Source organism: Streptomyces sp. Tek67B01, from assembly GCF_055231995.1.
This window is the reverse complement of the sequence record NZ_JBUYUY010000001.1, coordinates 3,583,998-3,601,540: the sequence shown is the minus strand read 5'-3', so window position 1 is coordinate 3,601,540 and position 17,543 is coordinate 3,583,998. Positions and strand designations below refer to the sequence as shown.

The 17,543-nt window shown below is 69.3% G+C and carries 16 protein-coding genes; 6 read left to right on the top strand and 10 right to left on the bottom strand.

Annotated elements, in window-relative coordinates:
* The first annotated feature begins 6 nt into the window (after positions 1-6).
* Positions 7-861: an aquaporin gene (locus ACV7NM_RS16215; RefSeq protein ID WP_463410935.1), complete on the top strand. Its 855-nt coding sequence runs from the start codon at positions 7-9 to the stop codon at positions 859-861.
* Between the two features lie 90 nt (positions 862-951).
* Here the strand turns inward: ACV7NM_RS16215 and ACV7NM_RS16210 are convergent, their stop codons facing one another.
* The 3 genes from ACV7NM_RS16210 to ACV7NM_RS16200 form a co-directional block, all read right to left on the bottom strand.
* Positions 952-1,884: a MerR family transcriptional regulator gene (locus tag ACV7NM_RS16210; RefSeq protein WP_463410934.1), complete on the bottom strand. Its 933-nt coding sequence runs from the start codon at positions 1,882-1,884 to the stop codon at positions 952-954.
* 183 nt (positions 1,885-2,067) lie between these two features.
* A complete protein-coding gene (locus ACV7NM_RS16205; RefSeq protein ID WP_463413958.1) occupies positions 2,068-3,840 on the bottom strand; it encodes an SDR family oxidoreductase in 1,773 nt (590 codons plus the stop codon).
* Positions 3,841-3,845: 5 nt separating this feature from the next.
* Positions 3,846-4,736, bottom strand: a complete 891-nt coding sequence (locus tag ACV7NM_RS16200) for a M24 family metallopeptidase (protein ID WP_463410933.1) — start codon at positions 4,734-4,736, stop codon at positions 3,846-3,848.
* A gap of 241 nt (positions 4,737-4,977) precedes the next feature.
* On the opposite strand from ACV7NM_RS16200, the gene ACV7NM_RS16195 reads away from it, so the two are divergent.
* From ACV7NM_RS16195 to ACV7NM_RS16175, 5 genes are all read left to right on the top strand, one after another.
* Positions 4,978-5,964: an ABC transporter ATP-binding protein gene (locus ACV7NM_RS16195; protein ID WP_463410932.1), complete on the top strand. Its 987-nt coding sequence runs from the start codon at positions 4,978-4,980 to the stop codon at positions 5,962-5,964.
* The gene (locus ACV7NM_RS16190; protein ID WP_463410931.1) at positions 5,954-6,841 is read left to right on the top strand and encodes an ABC transporter permease subunit; all 888 of its coding nucleotides are present in this window, start codon (positions 5,954-5,956) and stop codon (positions 6,839-6,841) included. Before ACV7NM_RS16195 ends, ACV7NM_RS16190 begins: the two co-directional genes overlap by 11 nt.
* On the top strand, positions 6,838-7,749 hold the full coding sequence (locus ACV7NM_RS16185; protein WP_463410930.1) for an ABC transporter ATP-binding protein: 912 nt from the start codon (positions 6,838-6,840) through the stop codon (positions 7,747-7,749). Before ACV7NM_RS16190 ends, ACV7NM_RS16185 begins: the two co-directional genes overlap by 4 nt.
* A 13-nt stretch (positions 7,750-7,762) precedes the next feature.
* Positions 7,763-8,482, top strand: a complete 720-nt coding sequence (locus tag ACV7NM_RS16180; RefSeq protein ID WP_463410929.1) for an ABC transporter permease — start codon at positions 7,763-7,765, stop codon at positions 8,480-8,482.
* An 81-nt stretch (positions 8,483-8,563) separates the two neighbouring features.
* Positions 8,564-9,229 carry a rhomboid-like protein gene (locus ACV7NM_RS16175; RefSeq protein WP_463410928.1) on the top strand — a complete coding sequence of 222 codons (666 nt, stop codon included), beginning with the start codon at positions 8,564-8,566 and terminating at the stop codon, positions 9,227-9,229.
* A 161-nt stretch (positions 9,230-9,390) separates the two neighbouring features.
* Here the strand turns inward: ACV7NM_RS16175 and ACV7NM_RS16170 are convergent, their stop codons facing one another.
* The 7 genes from ACV7NM_RS16170 to ACV7NM_RS16140 all read right to left on the bottom strand — a co-directional run bounded on the left by ACV7NM_RS16170 (position 9,391) and on the right by ACV7NM_RS16140 (position 17,528).
* Positions 9,391-10,203: an HAD family hydrolase gene (locus ACV7NM_RS16170; RefSeq protein WP_463410927.1), complete on the bottom strand. Its 813-nt coding sequence runs from the start codon at positions 10,201-10,203 to the stop codon at positions 9,391-9,393.
* Positions 10,200-11,477 (bottom strand): serine--tRNA ligase, encoded by a 1,278-nt coding sequence (gene serS, locus ACV7NM_RS16165; protein WP_401529567.1) that lies wholly within the window; start codon positions 11,475-11,477, stop codon positions 10,200-10,202. Before serS ends, ACV7NM_RS16170 begins: the two co-directional genes overlap by 4 nt.
* A 535-nt stretch (positions 11,478-12,012) precedes the next feature.
* Entirely contained in the window at positions 12,013-12,948 is a 936-nt protein-coding gene (gene pheA / locus ACV7NM_RS16160; RefSeq protein WP_463410926.1) for a prephenate dehydratase, read from the bottom strand.
* Between the two features lie 42 nt (positions 12,949-12,990).
* Entirely contained in the window at positions 12,991-14,277 is a 1,287-nt protein-coding gene (gene efeB, locus ACV7NM_RS16155) for an iron uptake transporter deferrochelatase/peroxidase subunit (RefSeq protein ID WP_463410925.1), read from the bottom strand.
* Between the two features lie 5 nt (positions 14,278-14,282).
* Positions 14,283-16,370 (bottom strand): copper resistance CopC/CopD family protein, encoded by a 2,088-nt coding sequence (locus ACV7NM_RS16150; protein ID WP_463410924.1) that lies wholly within the window; start codon positions 16,368-16,370, stop codon positions 14,283-14,285.
* A gap of 22 nt (positions 16,371-16,392) precedes the next feature.
* Complete coding sequence (locus ACV7NM_RS16145) at positions 16,393-16,878, bottom strand: copper chaperone PCu(A)C (RefSeq protein ID WP_463410923.1); 486 nt, start codon at positions 16,876-16,878, stop codon at positions 16,393-16,395.
* Positions 16,875-17,528, bottom strand: a complete 654-nt coding sequence (locus ACV7NM_RS16140; protein WP_463410922.1) for an SCO family protein — start codon at positions 17,526-17,528, stop codon at positions 16,875-16,877. Before ACV7NM_RS16140 ends, ACV7NM_RS16145 begins: the two co-directional genes overlap by 4 nt.
* Positions 17,529-17,543: the final 15 nt, after the last annotated feature.

Here is a 17,543-nt window from a genome sequence, read left to right as displayed (position 1 = left end):
GGATCCATGACAATCGATGCTTCACTGCCGCGCCGCGCCGCAGCCGAACTCATCGGCACGGCCGCACTGCTCGTGGTGGTGATCGGCTCCGGGATACAGGCCACGGCCCTCAGCCGGGACACCGGTGTCGCTCTCATCGCCAACTCGATCGCCACCGCCATCGGCCTCGGGCTGATCATCACCCTCTTCGGACCGCTGTCCGGCGCCCACCTCAACCCGGTGGTCACCCTCACCTCTTGGTGGGCGCGGCGGTCCGGTGGCGATGGGGTGGGCGGCCGGGACGTCCTCGTCTATGCCGCGGCCCAGACGTCCGGAGCCATCGGCGGAGCCGTCCTCGCCGAGGTCATGTTCGGCAGGGCCCCGGGCACCTTCGCCACCCAGGTTCGTGGTGGTGGGCACCTGCTGATCGGCGAGATCGTCGCCACCGCGGGACTGGTCCTGGTCATCCAGGGTCTCGGGCGGGTCGGTCGCCCGCGCCTGATCCCGGCGGCCGTGGCCGTCTACATCGCCGCCGCGATCTGGTTCACGTCCTCGGGCTCCTTCGCCAACCCGGCCGGCACCGTCGGACGTGCCTTCAGCGACTCGTTCACCGGGATCGCGCCGCAATCACTGCCAGGGTTCGTCGCAGCCCAACTGCTCGGGGGCGCTCTCGGCCTCGGGCTCGCCGGGTTGCTCTACGGAGCCGGGCGCGGAAGCCTGCGCGGAGACGGCGAAGCGGCGCGCCAGGCGGCCCCGTCGAAACTCCCGGCCCCCGCCGCCGGCGTGGCGGTAGCCGCTCCCGGCCCCTCGCGAGCCCCTGAACCGGCCACGCTCGTGGCTGATATCGGCCGCCCGAACGCGGCGGATTCGGTCTCGATATGACCTCTCGGCCGTGTTGCCCACAGGCAGGGCCCTGTTGTCCACAGCTGGTTCGGCAGGTTTTGGCGGCAAGAGTGTGATTCGCCCTGTGGACTACTGATCGAGCACTACCGGCCGTCCACCCCGGCCGGCCAGCTCGTTCATCGTCCGGGCCTGGAGTTCCCGCTCCGTTGCGGCTCGGATGAACTCCGCCACGTGTGCGGGGCCCACCAGGTCCCGCACCGCCCGCACCGTCTCGGAGGGAAGTGGCACAGGGGACGGCTCCGATGACCGTGTCGTCCCGACGGCGCCCAGGTGCTGCTGAAGGTGCCGGGTCGCGAAGAGCCGCATCGCCCGCGCGAGCTCGGCGTCCACCGTCTGCTGGGCCAGCGGACGCAGCCTCCGTACCATCGTCGCCGCCTCGGCGGCGTCCGCTTCCGTGGGCGGTACGTGCCCGAGATAGCGGCCGAAGACGTGCTCCGTGGTGAACTCCAGGAACCGCGAGGCGATGTGTTCCACCTGACCGCGCAACTCCCGCAGGTGCCCCGTGATCGCCGCCAGCGGCACCCCCGCCGCGTACAACTCGGCGGCGACCGCCAGCTCCTGCGGGGAGGGCACGAGGAACTCGTCGGGCCGCCCCGGGATGCGCTCCAGCACCCCCAGCTCGCACGCCTCCCCCACCGCGTCGTCGTCGGGTCTGCCCCCGAACCGTTCGTTGAGTTCGGCCCGGCTGATGCGCGCCGCCTCCTCGTCGGTCCACGGCCCGTGCACCTCCGCGACCAGGCCCAGCACACCGCCCAACCCGCGCCCCGCGTCCCAGGCCTCAAGCAACTCCTTGATCGAGGCCAGGGTGTAGCCACGATCCAGTAGGTCCGCGATCTGACGCAGCCGCGCCAGATGGGTGTCCCGGTAGACGTTGGACCGGCCGCGCCGCTCCGGCTTCGGCAACAACCCGCGGTCCTGGTAGGCGCGGATCGTGCGGACCGTTGCCCCGCTGTGGTGCGCCAGATCCTCGATCCGGTACTCGGCTAGCGCCTGATCGGACAATCCCGGCTCCCTACGACATGGCGGCTCGGCCGGCCGCGCCCGCCGCGGCCCGGGCGGCAGGTGATGCCACCAGGCGCTCGACCGCCGTACGCGGCGAGCCCTCCTGCGAGGGATGGTACGACCGGCGCAGGTCGCCGGGTATGGCCGTGCGGGGCTCTTCCCGGTGACACGGCCCGGCCCGGCTCACAGCCTGGGCTCCAGCTTGGCGAGCCGCCGCAGGGTCCGGGGCGCGAAGCGGGACATCCACAGCGCGCCCTTGGACTCCGGGGTCACCGGGACCACGGCCTGGTTCCTGACCACGGCGAGCAGGATCGCGTCGGCGACCTTCTCGGGTGGGAAATTGCGCAGTCCGTACAGTCGGGAGGAACGCTCCTGACGCCGCTTCTCCTCGGTCGCGTCCACTCCAGCGAACCGTGAGGTGGTGGTGATGTTGGTGTTCACGATGCCCGGGCAGATCGCCGAGACGCCGATCGACTTCGACGCCAGTTCGGCGCGCAGGCACTCGCTCAGCATCAGGACCGCCGCCTTCGAAGTGCTGTAGGCGGGAAGGGTCTTGGAGGGCAGGTAGGCGGCGGCCGAGGCGGTGTTGACGATATGACCGCCCTGGCCGCGGTCGGCCATCTGCTTTCCGAAGATCCGGCAGCCGTGGATGACCCCCCACAGGTTCACGTCGAGGACCTTCTTCCAGTCCTCGGCGGTCGTTTCGAGGAAGGGGCCGGACAGCCCGATCCCGGCGTTGTTGACCAGGACGTCCACGATTCCGTACTCCGCGGCGGTCCTCGCCGCCAACTTCTCCATCGCCTGCTCGTCGCTGACGTCGACGCACTCGCCCCAGGCTTGGGGAGCGCCCACCAGGCGGGCCATCTCGGCGGTACGCACCACTCCCTCCCCGTCCCGGTCCACGCACACCACCCGCGCCCCGGCCTCCGCGAACGCGAAGGCGGTGGCCCGTCCGATGCCGCTGGCAGCGCCGGTGACCAGCACCAACTGCCCCCCGAACCGGTCGGCGTACTTGCCCGGCGCCTTCAGCTCCGGCGCCCGCGTCGCGGGCTCCTCCGTGGCGGTGACGAAGTCGCCGATCCAGGAGGAGATCTGGTCCGGCCGGGTCCGGGGCACCCAGTGCTGTGCGGACAGCGTCCGCCGCACGAGGTCCGGAGCCCACAGTTCGAGGTCGTCGTAGAGCCGCTCCGAGAGGAACACGTCCTCGGTCGGAATGATCAACTGGACCGGTACGTGGGCGTACGCGTCGGTGCGCGGACGGCGCAGCCGCGACCGTACGTTGTCGCGGTAGAGCCAGGCCCCGTGCGCCGCGTCCGAGGGCAGCGACGCGGTCGGGTAGTCGCCGGCCGGGACCTTCTCCACGCGCTGGAGGATTCCCGGCCACCGCTTGCCGAGCGGTCCGCGCCAGGCCAACTCCGGCAGTACGGGGGTGTGCAGCATGTACACGTACCAGGACTTCCGGCCCTGGTTCAGCAGCTGGGCCACCCGCCTCGGGGTGGGACGCGACGTCCGCTTCTTGACCCAGTGCCCGAAGTGGTCGAGGGAGGGGCCCGACATGGAGGTGAAGGAGGCGATCCGACCCTCGGTACGGGCGACCGTCGCGAATTCCCAGCCCTGGACCGAGCCCCAGTCGTGCCCCACCAGGTGCACCGGTCGGTCCGGACTGACCGCGTCCGCCACGGCCAGGAAGTCGTCCGTCAGCTTCTCCAGGGTGAAACCGCCCCGTAGTGGCGCCGGAGCCGAGGAGCGACCGTGGCCCCGTACGTCGTACAGCACCACGTGGAAGCGCGTGGCCAGCCGCTCGGCGACCTCCGACCAGACCTCCTTGCTGTCCGGGTAGCCGTGCACAAGGACCACGGTCGGCCGGTCCGCCTCGCCGAGCTCGACGACGCAAAGGTCGATGCCGCCGGTGTGCACCCGTCGCTCGCGCGCGCCCGCGAAACCCGCTCCGTTCATGCTGCTCATGCCGCCTTCTCCTCAGCCCAGCGCCGCACGTGCGGCAGATCGTCGTCCAGCCAGAAGGCGCTCTCCTCGGGGTCCCGGGAGTCGGTGACGACCAGGACCTCCTCGAATTTCGCGCCGGTGCCCCGGAAGCCCAGATGGGGCTCCACCGCCCACAGTCCGGGCTGCGGTGGGTGGTCGGAGAAGTGGTAGGGGCTCCACAGCGGTGACCAGCCCTCGCGGTGGCCGTGCAGGGCGTCGCTCGCCAGGCCCTTGAGGGACTGGGTGCCGAAGCCGAGGACGGTGGGCGACCAGCGCCGCTTCTTGACCCGGTCCACCTTGTGCGCGATCACGCCGAAGGGGTAGGCGCGGTGCCGGTTGGCGTAGCCCTGGCGGGTCATGAGCCGCTCGACGTTCTCGTAGATCTCGCGCAGCGGGCGGCGCTCGCGCACTTGCTCCAAGATCAGCTCGCGGTGGGGTCGCAGATCGGACATCAGTCGGTCCTGGACGGGGTTGAGCCCGAGGCTGCCCGAGTAGCCGACGTCGGCCGCGAACCCCCGGTAGACCGGGGCCATGTCGAGGATGAACGGCATCCCCGGCTCCAGCCTGCGGTTCGTCGGGAAGAACTGCAGGGGGATCTTGAAGTTCACGAAGGCGGTGCGGTCCCCGAACCAGGCGAACGGCATGTGGAACCAGTCCCGCACCCCGCGCTCACGCAGCCACTCACGCTGCATCCGTGCCGCCTCGCGCTCGGTCACCCCGGCACGCAGCTGCGCAGCCACCGTCTCCGCGCACTCGTAGGCGAGGCGCTGGACCTCCCGGAACCCGCGCAGCTCGGTGGAGGGCCTGAGCGGCGGGCGCGCGGTCAACGCGGCGCCCTGCGTCGTGCGTTGCGTGGAATCCCCAGTCATGCCAGCCGTCCGTCCATAGAGCCGTACGCGCCCGTAACTTGACACTGATGAATGTGACAATGACCGGGGGTCACGTCAAGGGCCGTGCACAAGCCTGTGGATAAAGTTCGCCGGCCGCGTGAGGGCCCGCAGGGGCTCCGCCGCGTAAGCCTTCCGTCAGGGTCCGTAGTCCTCAAGGCGGAGACGCGATCCCGCTCCAGGTCTGACGATCGAGGTGCGCCGCGCCACTAACGTCGAAGCCGTGACTGTCATCGCGACCGAAAGCCTGAGCAAGCGGTACCCCCGAGTGACCGCTCTCGACCGGCTCTCCTTGGACATCGGGCCCGGCGTTACCGGCCTCGTGGGCGCCAACGGAGCCGGCAAGTCCACGCTGATCAAAATTCTGCTGGGACTGTCCCCCGCCACCGAGGGGCGCGCCGCCGTACTCGGACTGGACGTCGCCACGCACGGCAGCGCCATCCGCGAACGCGTCGGCTACATGCCCGAACACGACTGCCTTCCTCCCGACGTCTCGGCCACCGAGTTCGTGGTGCACATGGCGCGCATCTCCGGGCTGCCGCCGACCGCCGCACGCGAACGGACCGCCGACACCCTGCGCCACGTAGGTCTCTACGAGGAGCGCTACCGCCCCATCGGCGGCTACTCCACGGGTATGAAGCAGCGGGTCAAGCTCGCGCAAGCGCTGGTCCACGATCCACAACTGGTCCTTCTGGACGAGCCCACCAACGGGCTCGATCCCGTCGGCCGCGACGAGATGCTCAACCTGATCCGCCGTGTCCACACCGACTTCGGCATCTCGGTCCTCGTCACCTCCCACCTCCTCGGGGAACTGGAGCGGACCTGCGACCACGTCGTCGTGGTCGACGGTGGCAAGCTGCTGCGATCCAGCTCCACGAGTGACTTCACGCAGAACACCGCCACGCTGGCCGTGGAGGTCACCGACTCAGACGCCCACCCCGACGGCAGCGCCGCCCTGCGCAAGGCGCTCACCGAGGCGGGCCTGACGCTGCACGCGGCCGACGAGCAGGGCCTGCCGGGAGCGGGCCACATCCTTCTCGTGGAGGCGACGGGCGAGGAGACGTACGACCAAGTCCGCGACACCGTCGCCGACCTCGGTATCGGCTTGGTCCGCATGGAGCAGCGCCGCCACCACATCGCGGAGGTCTTCCGCGACAACGGCCAGAGTGACACCCCCCAGCGGAAGGGAGCCGGTTCCGATGGCGCCTGACACCTCGACCCAGATCCACAACATCGGCTACCGGTCCTACGACGGCCCCCGGCTCGGCCGCGCCTACGCCCGCAAGTCGCTGTTCTCGCAGTCCCTGCGCGGCGCCTACGGGCTCGGCCGTTCGGCCAAGTCGAAGGTGCTGCCGATGATCCTCTTCGCGGTGATGTGCGTTCCCGCGCTGATCATCGTCGCGGTCGCCATCGCGGTCCCCGGCTCCACCGATCTTCCGGTCAAGTACACGACCTACGCCCTGACCACGCAGGTGGTGATCGGCCTCTACCTCGCTTCCCAGGCGCCCCAGTCGGTCTCCCGTGACCTGCGCTTCAAGACGGTGCCGCTCTACTTCTCGCGGCCCATCGAGCGCGTCGACTACGTGGTGGCCAAGTACGCCGCCATGGCCTCCGCGCTGTTCATCCTCACCGCCACCCCGTTGTTGATCATGTACATCGGCTCGCTGCTGGCGAAGTTCGACTTCGGGGACCAGACCAAGGGATTCGGGCAGGGACTGGTGTCCGTACTGCTGCTGTCGCTGCTGTTCGCCGGCGTGGGCCTGGTCATGGCGGCCCTGACCCCGCGCCGCGGGTTCGGTGTCGCCGCGATCATCGCCGTGCTGCTGATCCCCTACGGCGCGGTGACCGCTGTTCAGGGCATCGCCTGGAACACCGGCTCCGCCGGCGCCATCGAGTGGATGGGTCTGTTCTCCCCGATCACCTTGATCGACGGCTTCCAGACCGCCTTCCTAGGCGCTACCTCGGCCTTCCCCGGCGGCGAGGGCCCCACCGCCGGCGCCGGCGTCGTCTACCTGCTCGTCATCCTCGCCCTCATCGCCGGCTCCTACGCCGCCCTGATGGCCCGCTACCGGAAGGCCGGGCTGTGACCATCATCGACATCGACCACACCTCCCGCTGGTTCGGGAACGTCGTCGCCGTCAACGACGTGACCATGCGCATCGGGCCGGGGGTCACCGGACTGCTCGGCCCCAACGGCGCCGGCAAGTCCACCCTGATCAACATGATGGGCGGCTTCCTCGCGCCCTCCACGGGCAGCGTCACCCTCGACGGCACGCCGATCTGGCGCAACGAACAGGTCTACAAGCAGGTCGGCGTCGTGCCCGAGCGCGAGGCCATGTACGACTTCCTCACCGGACGCGAGTTCGTCGTCGCCAACGCCGAACTCCACGGGCTCGACGACGCGGCCGCTCAGCGGGCGCTCGCCACCGTCGAGATGGAGTACGCCCAGGACCGCAAGATCTCCACCTACTCCAAGGGCATGCGGCAACGCGTGAAGATGGCCTCCGCCCTCGTCCACGAGCCGTCCGTGCTGCTCCTCGACGAGCCGTTCAACGGGATGGACCCGCGTCAGCGCATGCAGCTGATGGAACTGCTGCGGCGCATGGGAGACGAAGGCCGCACGGTGCTGTTCTCCTCGCACATCCTGGAGGAGGTCGAGCAGCTCGCCTCGCACATCGAGGTGGTCGTCGCCGGTCGGCACGCCGCCTCCGGCGACTTCCGCAAGATCCGGCGCCTGATGACGGATCGCCCCCACCGCTACCTCATCCGCTCCTCCGACGACCGGGCGCTCGCGGCCGCCCTCATCGCCGATCCGTCCACCGCCGGCATCGAGGTCGACCTCAAGGAAGGCGCCTTGCGCATCCAGGCCGTCGACTTCGGCCGTTTCACCGAACTGCTGCCGCGGGTCGCCCGCGCGCACGGTATCCGGCTGCTCACGGTCTCCCCTTCCGACGAGTCCCTCGAGTCGGTCTTCTCCTACCTCGTCACGGCCTGAGGAGCTGGCTTCCATGTACAACCCCACCGTTGCGCGGCTCACCTACCGGGCCCTGCTCGGCAGGCGGCGCGCGCTGATCCTCTTCGCGCTGCCCGCGCTGCTGATCCTCATCTCCGTCGCCGTCCGCGCTCTCACCGGTGTGGACGACAAGGTCGCGGCCGATCTGCTCGGCGGCTTCGCCCTCGCGACGATGGTGCCGCTGATCGGCGTCATCGCAGGAACCGGGGCCATCGGCCCCGAGATCGACGACGGCTCGATCGTCTACCTGCTCTCCAAGCCGGTGAAGCGGCCGACGATCATCATGACCAAGCTGATCGTCGCGATCGCCGTCACGATGGCGTTCTCGGCGATCCCCACGCTGATCGCCGGCTTCATCCTCAACGGCAACGGTCAGCAGATCGCCGTCGCCTACACCGTCGCCGCCCTGGTCGCCTCGATCGCCTACAGCGCGCTGTTCCTGCTCCTGGGCACGGTAAGCCGCCACGCCGTCGTCTTCGGCCTGGTCTACGCACTGATCTGGGAGTCGCTCTTCGGCAGTCTCGTTTCGGGTGCGAAGACGCTGAGCGTGCAGCAGTGGTCCCTGGCACTGGCGGAGAAGATCGCCGGTGAAGGGTACGTCGACGCCACCGTGGCCCTGCCGACCGCCGCCGTCCTGCTCGTGGTGGTCACCGTGGGGGCCACCGTCTACGCGGGCCAGAAGCTGCGCAGGCTGACCTTGGCCGGTGAGGAGTAGCCCTCGCCCCGCATCAGCCACCTGTGCCCCGCCCGGCCCACCGGCCAGGCGGGGCACGAACATGCCGGGCATCATCGGGGCATGACGCCCCACCCCGAGGCCGAACCGTCCAGGCCCGTCTGGTCCTGGATACGTTCCGCGCCCGGTACGCACATCTGGCTGTTGATCATCGCCATCACCAGCGTCATCGTCGTGATCGCGCCCGACCGCCTGGAGCACGTTCTGCTCCACCGCAACAGCAGCAATCTTCACGAACTCACACGGCACCCGGTACGCGCCCTGGTCTCCAGCGCCTTCTGGATCGAGAACCCCGCCTCGCTCGCCCAGTACGCCGTGCTCTTCGAGGTCTTCCACGCTTCCGTCGAGCGATGGCTGGGCACGTTGCGCTGGCTGGTGATCGTGGCGACCGCCCATATCACCGCCACCCTGATCAGTCAGAAGGTGGTGCTCATGGCCATCCAGGACCATCGGGCGCCCCGCAGCATGGTCCATGTCGTCGACATCGGCGTGAGTTACGGACTCGCGGCGGCCGCCGGTGTCCTTACCTACCGGCTGCCCGGTCCCTGGAGATGGTTCTACCTCGTCGGGACCGTCGCCTTCTTCGGCATCCCGCTGGTCACGGGCGGAACCTTCACCGACCTAGGGCACGCCATCTCACTCGCCGTCGGCCTTCTCGCCTGGCCCTTGACCCGCCATCCGCAGGGGATCGCGCAGCGTCCCGCCATGCATGTTTCACGTGAAACATGACCCCGGCCCCTGCGGAAAAATCACTGGTACGCGGCTTGTGGGCGCGGCAGAGTGAGGAGTGCGGGGAGTAACAAACGGTCCGGAACAGCCACTTCGAGCGCGTCTTCGGACGCGGGCTGTTCCGGACCTTCCCGGCTTACGAGGGGCCTTGGGGGCCGCTGTCAGGCAGCGCCCAACAGACGTTCCAGGACCACGGCGATCCCGTCCTCCTGGTGGGACGTCGTCACCTCATCCGCCACGGCCTTCAGTTCCGGATGGGCGTTGGCCATCGCGACCCCGTGGGCCGCCCAAGCGAACATCGGGATGTCGTTGGGCATGTCACCGAAGGCGATGGTCTCCGCGGCCTTCACGCCGAGCCGACGCGCGGCGAGCGAGAGGCCGGTGGCCTTGGTCAGCCCGAGGGGCAGGATCTCCACTATCCCGGGGCCGGCCATCACGATGTCCACCAGGCTGCCCACGACCTCCCTGGCGACCTTGGCGAGAGTGTCGTCGTCCATCGCGGGGTGCTGGATGTACAGCTTGTTCAGCGGAGCGCTCCACACGGCGGAGGTGTCCTCGAGATAGAGCGCCGGCAGGCCCTCTTGCACCTGGTAGCCGGGGCCGAACAGCACCTCGCCGTCCACTCCGTCCCGGCTGGCCGCGAGGGCCAGTGGCCCCACCTCGGCCTCGAGCTTGGACAGGGCCAGCCCCGCCAGCTGCCGGTCCAGCGTCACCGACGTGAGCAGGCGGTGTGCGCCGGCGTCGTAGACCTGAGCGCCCTGCCCGCAGACGGCGATCCCCGTGTAGCCGAGATCGTCCAATACGTTCCGGGTCCAGGGCACGGCCCGGCCGGTGACGATGATGTGCGCCGCGCCCGCCGCGGTGACCGCGGCGAGCGCTTCACGCGTGCGTTCCGAGACGCTGTCGTCACCGCGGAGCAAAGTGCCGTCGAGATCCGTCGCGACGAGCTTGTACGGGAACGGGACCGGGCTCACTTGGAGATCGGCTCCAGGACCTCACGACCGCCGAGGTAGGGACGGAGCACCGGAGGTACCCGCACGGAACCGTCGGCCTGCTGGTGGTTCTCCAGGATGGCCACGATGGTGCGCGGGACGGCGCACAGGGTGCCGTTGAGCGTGGAGAGGGGCTGGGTCTTCTTGCCGTCGCGGTAGCGGATCGACAGGCGGCGGGCCTGGAAACCGTCACAGTTCGAGGCGGAGGTCAGCTCGCGGTACTTGCCCTGGGTCGGGATCCAGGCCTCGCAGTCGAACTTGCGGGACGCCGACGCGCCGAGGTCACCGGTGGCGACATCGATCACCTGGAAGGGGAGTTCCAGGCCGGTCAGCCACTGCTTCTCCCATTCCAGGAGCCGCTTGTGCTCGGCCTCGGCCTCCTCCGGTGCGACGTAGGAAAACATCTCGACCTTGTCGAACTGGTGGACGCGGAAGATGCCACGGGTGTCCTTGCCGTACGTTCCGGCCTCACGGCGGAAGCACGGCGAGAAGCCGGCGTAGCGCAGCGGCAACTTGTCCGCGTCGATGATCTCGTCCATGTGGTACGCGGCGAGTGGTACCTCGGAGGTGCCGACCAGGTAGTAGTCGTCCTTCTCCAAGTGGTAGACATTTTCCGCGGCCTGACCGAGGAAGCCCGTGCCTTCCATGGCACGCGGGCGGACCAGCGCGGGGGTCAGCATCGGGATGAAACCGGCTTCACCGGCCTGCGCGATCGCCGCGTTGACCAAGGCCAGCTCCAGCAGGGCGCCGACGCCGGTGAGGTAGTAGAAGCGGGAGCCCGACACCTTCGCGCCGCGCTCGACGTCGATGGCGCCGAGGGACTCGCCGAGTTCGAGGTGATCCTTGGGCTCGAAGCCCTCGGCTGCGAAATCGCGGATCGTGCCGTGCGTTTCCAGAACGGTGAAGTCCTCTTCGCCGCCGACCGGCACATCGCTGTGGACGATGTTGCCGAGCTGGAGGAGGAGCTGCTTGGCCGCCTCGTCCGCCTCGTTCTGCTCGGCCTCGGCCGACTTGACGTCCGCTTTGAGCTGTTCGGCCTTCTTCAGCAGCTCGGCCCGTTCCTCCGGGGAGGCCTTGGGGATCAGCTTGCCGAGCGACTTCTGCTCATTGCGCAGTTCGTCGAAGCGCATGCCGGAGGACCTGCGGCGCTCATCGGCGGAGAGCAGCGCGTCGACGAGGCCGACGTCCTCTCCACGGGCGCGCTGCGAGGCGCGGACACGGTCGGGGTCTTCACGGAGCAGCCGGAGGTCAATCACCCCTCCAGGCTACCGGGCCGGGGTTCAGAGGATCACATCGATATCACGTTGCGTGTCACTATGTCCCAATTGAGGGAATGTAAAACTGTTGCTCCACTACCCTGGCGTGCTTGTCTCGGAGCGCTTCCGAGGCGCTCGCAAAAGCGGTCCTATTCCCCGAAGGGCGGTCACCGTCTCGGGTGGGGGTCGAGCCTGAGCAGGGCGGAGGGTGTTCCTTGTCCACAGGAATTCCGCCCGGAGCACTCTTATCCACAGGCTGTGTGCCCGATCTGTGGACACGGAAATAGATCATTCCCGACCGGTTGGCGCTCCCCGGGAATCAGGGTTCAAACCGCCCTCACACACTCATTCGGGTGGGAATGACTCGCCCCAAAGAGTTGATCGGTGATACGGAGGTGACGCCGTTCACCTCGCGCTCCCTTGCGTGAAACCCTAGAGCACCTGCCGATATGTCGACCTTGTCGCACTGCTCTGTCGACTTGTCCCCAGGCCCGCATCTCAACCTGTGGATAACTCTGTGGACAGCGGGAGAACGCTACGGCCGGCCGTCGAGACAGCGGGCCAGCCAGTCGGAGGCATCCGTGAAGTCGCCGTCCGAGGTGCCTGGACGCGCCGCGCGTACGTCACTCACCGCAACGCCGGCCCGCGGGTATGAGCCCAGGAAGCGGACCTGGGGACAGGTGCGCTTGAGCCCCATCAGCGCCTCACTGACCCGACGGTCGGAGATGTGCCCCTCGGCGTCGACCGCGAAGCAGTAGTTGCCGATGCCCGCTCCCGTCGGCCGGGACTGGATGAGCATCAGGTTGACCCCCCGTACGGCGAACTCCTGGAGGAGTTCCAACAGCGCACCCGGGTGGTCGTCCCCCAGCCACAGGACGACCGAGGTCTTGTCCGCACCCGTCGGAGCGGCCGGCCGGGCGGGGCGGCCGACGAGCACGAACCGGGTTTCGGCGTTCTCCGCGTCGTGGATCTCGGTGACCAGCGGCTCGAGCCCGTACGTGGCAGCGGCGAACTCGCCGGCGAAAGCCGCGTCGAAGCGGCCTTCCTGGACCAGCCGGGCGCCGTCGGCGTTGGAGGCGGCCGACTCCCACACCGCGTCGGGCAGGTGCGCACGCAACCAGTTGCGGACCTGGGGCTGCGCCACGGGGTGTCCGGTCACGGTCTTGACGTCCGAAAGCTTGGTCCCGGGCCGGGCGAGCAGTGCGAACGCGATGGGCAGCAGCACCTCGCGGTAGATCATCAGCGGTTCGCCGGACGCCAACTCGTCCAGGGTGGCGGTCACCCCGCCCTCCACCGAGTTCTCGATCGGCACCAGCGCGGCGGCGGCTTCGCCGTTGCGCACGGCGTCCAGGGCGGCCGGAACCGACACCATCGGGACGAGCTCCCTGGTGGCGGCTTCCGGCAGCGTGCGCAGGGCGGCTTCGGTGAAGGTGCCCTCGGGACCGAGATAGGTGAAGCGGGTGGCCGACATGCGATCAGCCTAATGCCGGGGCGGCCGCGTCCGACGGGATGTTCACCCTTCGAGCAGCCGCTGTCCGACGTACTCCCCGGGCCGCGGGCCGGGCGGGACGGCGTACAGCCCGCTCGACTCGTGCCGGATGAACTCGGACAACGCGTCACCCCGATCGAGTTTGCGCTGGACGGGCACGAAGCCGCGCAGCGGATCGGCCTGCCAACAGATGAACAACAGCCCGGCGTCGGGGGAGCCGTCCGGGCCGATGCCGTCGTGGAAGGAGAAGGGCCGTCGGAGCATGGCGGCGCCACCGTTCTGCTCCGGGGCCGAGATCCGTGCGTGCGCGTTCGAAGGGATCACCGGCTTGCCATCGGCGCCGAGCTTCGCGAGATCCATCTTGGTGGTCTCGCTTCCGCCGGTCAGTGGGGCACCCGTGGCCTTGGTGCGGCCGATGACCTGCTCCTGCTGGGCGAGGGACTGCTTGTCCCAGTCGTCCAGCAGCATCCGGATGCGGCGTACGACGGCGTACGAGCCCCCCGCCATCCACGCGTGTTCGGCCGGGCCGGGGCCCGCCGCCGGCACGAAGATCCGCTTGTCGAAGTCGGGGTCCGCCGGCTTCGGGTTCGCGGTGCCGTCGACCTGGCCCATCAGGTTCCGGGCGGTCATGGCGGCGCCGGTGGCCCCGGGGGTCCTGTTGAAACCGTTCATCTGCCAGCGGACCCGAGCGGCTTCGCCGGCGTCCTTCTGGAGGGCGCGCAGTGCGTGAAAGGCGACCAGGCCGTCGTTGGCGCCGATCTGGATCCAGAGGTCACCGTTGCTGCGCTGCGGGTCGAGTCGGTCCGAGGAGAAATCGGGGAGGGGGTCGAGGGCTGAAGGGCGGCGCGAGGCGAGCCCGGTGCGCTCGAAGAACGAGTGCCCGAACCCGAATGTGACGGTGAGGGACGAGGGCCCGGCGTCCAGGGCGATCCCGGTATCCGCGGTCGGGGCCGTCTCGCCCGCCATCAGTCGCCGCGCGGTTTCGGACCAGCGGCGCAGGAGGGCGGCGGCTTCCGTGCGCCCGGCGCCGGGCGCGAGATCGAACGCCACGACGTGCCCCTTGGCCTGGAGAGGGGTGGTGATGCCGGCCTGGTGGTCTGCGTGGAAGGCGACCTCGGTGGCACCGAGCGAGGCGAGCGTACCGGCGCCGCCCTTCGCCGTGATCTGCGGGGATTCGGCGAAGGCTGAGTGCGCCAGGGCGCCGCCGGTGGCGCCGAGTGCCAGACCGGCGGCGCCTGCGGCGCCCACTGTGCCCAGCAGACGACGCCGCGAGATTTCGATGTCGGGGTTGCTCTCGGTGCTGTCGCTCACGCTGGTCAGCCGATCTTCACGTTCTTCTGGACGGTCGTCTGGTCGATGTCGGACGTCCGTACGGTGATGTCGATGCGCCACTCGCCCGCGAGTGGCAGCTGTACGCCGTCCGCGCTCCAGTGTCCCGGAGCCGCGCGCTCCGGGAGGACCGGAAGCGGACCGATCTCCTTGGCCGGGAGGGTGAAGGAGATCTTCACCTCGGGAAGGTCGACGGGTTGTCCATCCGTGTTCTGGGCCCACAGGTGCAGGCCGTTCGCGCCGATCCGACCCGGGGCGAGTTCCAGGCGAACGGTGCCCTTGCCCTGAGGGCCGCCGGTGTCGAAGGGCAGGGTGATCTTGATGGGGCGATTGGGAACGGTGGTGGTCGCCGGACCGCGACCGGTCTCCAGTTCTGCGGTGCGCCCCGGCTCGGTGCTGGTCAGCACCGTGGTGACGGCCAGCAACGCCAACGCGACCGCCGCCTCTGCCAGGACGGTGCGGCGAAGGCCGGCGCGCCCAGGGTCCGCGTCACGCACCTGCTTGGCGCGGGCGTTGTCTTTGACCGTGCGCTGGCGGGCCAGCTGCGCGGCGCGTTCCGGGTCGGCGGGTACCGTCGTCAAAGCCGCGGCCTCAGGAGCCGTCTCACTCTCCGACGCCTCAGGCTTTGGTGATTCACGCTCCGATGTTTCACGTGAAACATCCTCCGTGTCACGACGCTGTCCTCCACGGCCCTCTGTTTCACGTGAAACATTCGCCTGCACCGGCACCGGCACCGGCCCACGATCGGCGAGCCGGGCGGTCCAGGATCGGGAGAGATAGGCGATGCCGACGAGGACGCAGACGAGGGCGACCTTGATCAGTAGGAGCTGTCCGTAACTGGTGCCGGTCAGGGCGGACCAGCTGCCCAGCTGGCGCCAGGACTGGTACACGCCGGTGAGGACCAGCACCAGAACGCTGATGAACGCGACCTTCGAGAAGCGCCGGACTGCCTCGCGCTCAATGCCGGGGACCTTGTACAGGGCGACCAGCAGCGCGGCCAGACCGCCGAGCCAGGTGGCGACGGCGAGCAGGTGCAAGATGTCGACCGGCATCGCGATCCCGGGCTGGATGCCCGTGGAGGCATGCTCGGACAGGGCCCAGGTGGCGGCGATGCCGCCGGCCACGACGGCCCCTCCGACACCGAGCCCGAAGGCGAGGTCGCTCGTGTTCTTGTGCTCGTCCACCGCGTCGTTGCTACTGGTTGTCCCGCCGACGTCAAGCGGTTCGGTGCCCGCCGCTGCCGGTCCGGCGTCCTGTTGCCGGCGCGCATAGGCGCCGAAGAGCACGGCCACGAAGAGCGCCGCCGCCCCGAGGAGGAGCAGCCTCGACACGAGCGAGGCACCGGCCTTGGTGTCGAGGACGCCCTTGAGCGCGTCGAGATCGAATACGTCGGCGAACTTGCCCGACCCCGTGTACGGGCCCCGGAGCACCAGCATCGCCAGGGTGGAGGCGGTCAGCAGTACCCAACCGCGCAGCACCAGCTTCTGCAGCGGCCGTTCGGCCGAGCCGCGGCGCCAGCACACCAGGATGAAGGCGGCGCCGCCGACGAGGAGGGTGAAGCCGAGGTAGGCGGCGTACCGGGCGATGCCGTACGCGACGCCGACGGGTCCGCCCCCCGCCTTCTGGGTGGGAAGGACGACGTGGGTGGCCGATGGCGCACCGATGGAGAAGGTGAAGGCGCCCGAAACCGGGTGGCTGTCGGCGGAGACGGCCTGCCAGGCCACCGTGTAGGTGCCGTTGGGTAGGCCGGAGTGCAGAGCGGTGCCGTAACGGACGGTGGATCCGCTGCACATGTTGCGCAGTTCGCCGGTGTCGACCCGCTTGCCCTGTGGGTCCACCACCCGGATGGAGTCGTCGCCCATGGCGACCTCCTCCGAGAAGGAGAGGGTCACTTGGGCGGGCGCCGTGGCGACCACCGCCCCGTCCTTCGGGTCGCTCGCGGTGAGTGCGGCGTGTGCCGTGGCCGGTCCGGCCGCGGCGAACAGCGTTGCCAGCAGGGCTGCGAGGACCAGCGCGAGCCGCGGCAGGAATGCCGTGGCCCGGGCGCGGGCCGGGATGGGGGCGGTGGCCGTCATGGCGTGTCAGTTCCTCGGTCCGTCAGTGGGCGTTGGAGCTCTGCCCGGTGTACGTGCGGTCCTTCACGTCCAACTCGATCGTGATGGGGTCGGCCTTCTCGAACTTGAGCTCGACCTTGACCTTGTCGCCGACCTTCGGCTTGCTCTTGAGGCCCATGAGCATGACGTGGCTGCCTCCGCGCTCCAGGCTGAGCCGGCCGTTCGCGGGCACGCCCAGCGACGGGACCTGCCGCATCTTCTGGTCCTTGGTCTCGTGGATCTGGAGATCGTCCGAGAGCGGGCTGGTCAGGCCGGTGAGCTTGTCGGGCGTCTTCGAGTCATTGGTGATGACCATGAAGGCACCGGCCATCTTGTCGTCGACGGGCTCGGGCATGAAGGCACCGCTGACCGTGAGCTTCGGCATGGCGTCCGTGGTCGTGCCCTCGGACTCGGAGGAGCAGCCGGATATCGCGAGCGCCGCCGTCAGGGAGAGCGCGGCGGCCAGGGTGCGGGTGATGCGGGCGTTCACGGGTTCTCTCCCTGGACGATCTTCGGCAGGTCCTTGGTGTAGTCATCGACGGTGGTGCTCTCGCCGTAGAGGAGGTAGCCCTCGTCGGTCTTGGGCGAGAACGCGATGACTTGGGCGCCGTGCATGGAGACGACGCTGCCGTCGGCCTCCGTCTTGGCGGCCTCGATACCGACGCCGAGTGACCGGGCGGCGGTCTGGATGGTGGCGAAGTCCCCGGTCAGTCCGATGAAGGACGGGTCCTGGGCCCTGAGCCACTTGCCGAGGGATTCGGGGGTGTCCCGTTGGGGGTCGGTGGTGACGAAGACGACCTGGAGCTTGTCCTGGTCCGCCTTGGGCAGTGCCTTCCTGGCGACCGCGATGTTGCTCATGGTCAGAGGGCACACGTCAGGGCAGTTGGTGTACCCGAAGTAGATGAGCGTTGGCCGGCCCTTGGTCTGCTCGCGCAGGTTCCACGGCTTGCCGGTGGTGTCCGTGAGGACGAGATCCGGCTTCTCGAAGGGGCGGTCGAGGACGGTCGCCGACCCGGCCTTGGTCGTGCCGGTGATCTGCGTGACCGAACCGCCGGACTTGGCCGGTTCACCACCGCAGGCGGTGAGGGCGAGTGCGGCCGCCGCGACGAAGGCGGCGACCGTCACACGTGTGGTGCGCATGGGGAGAATCCCTGG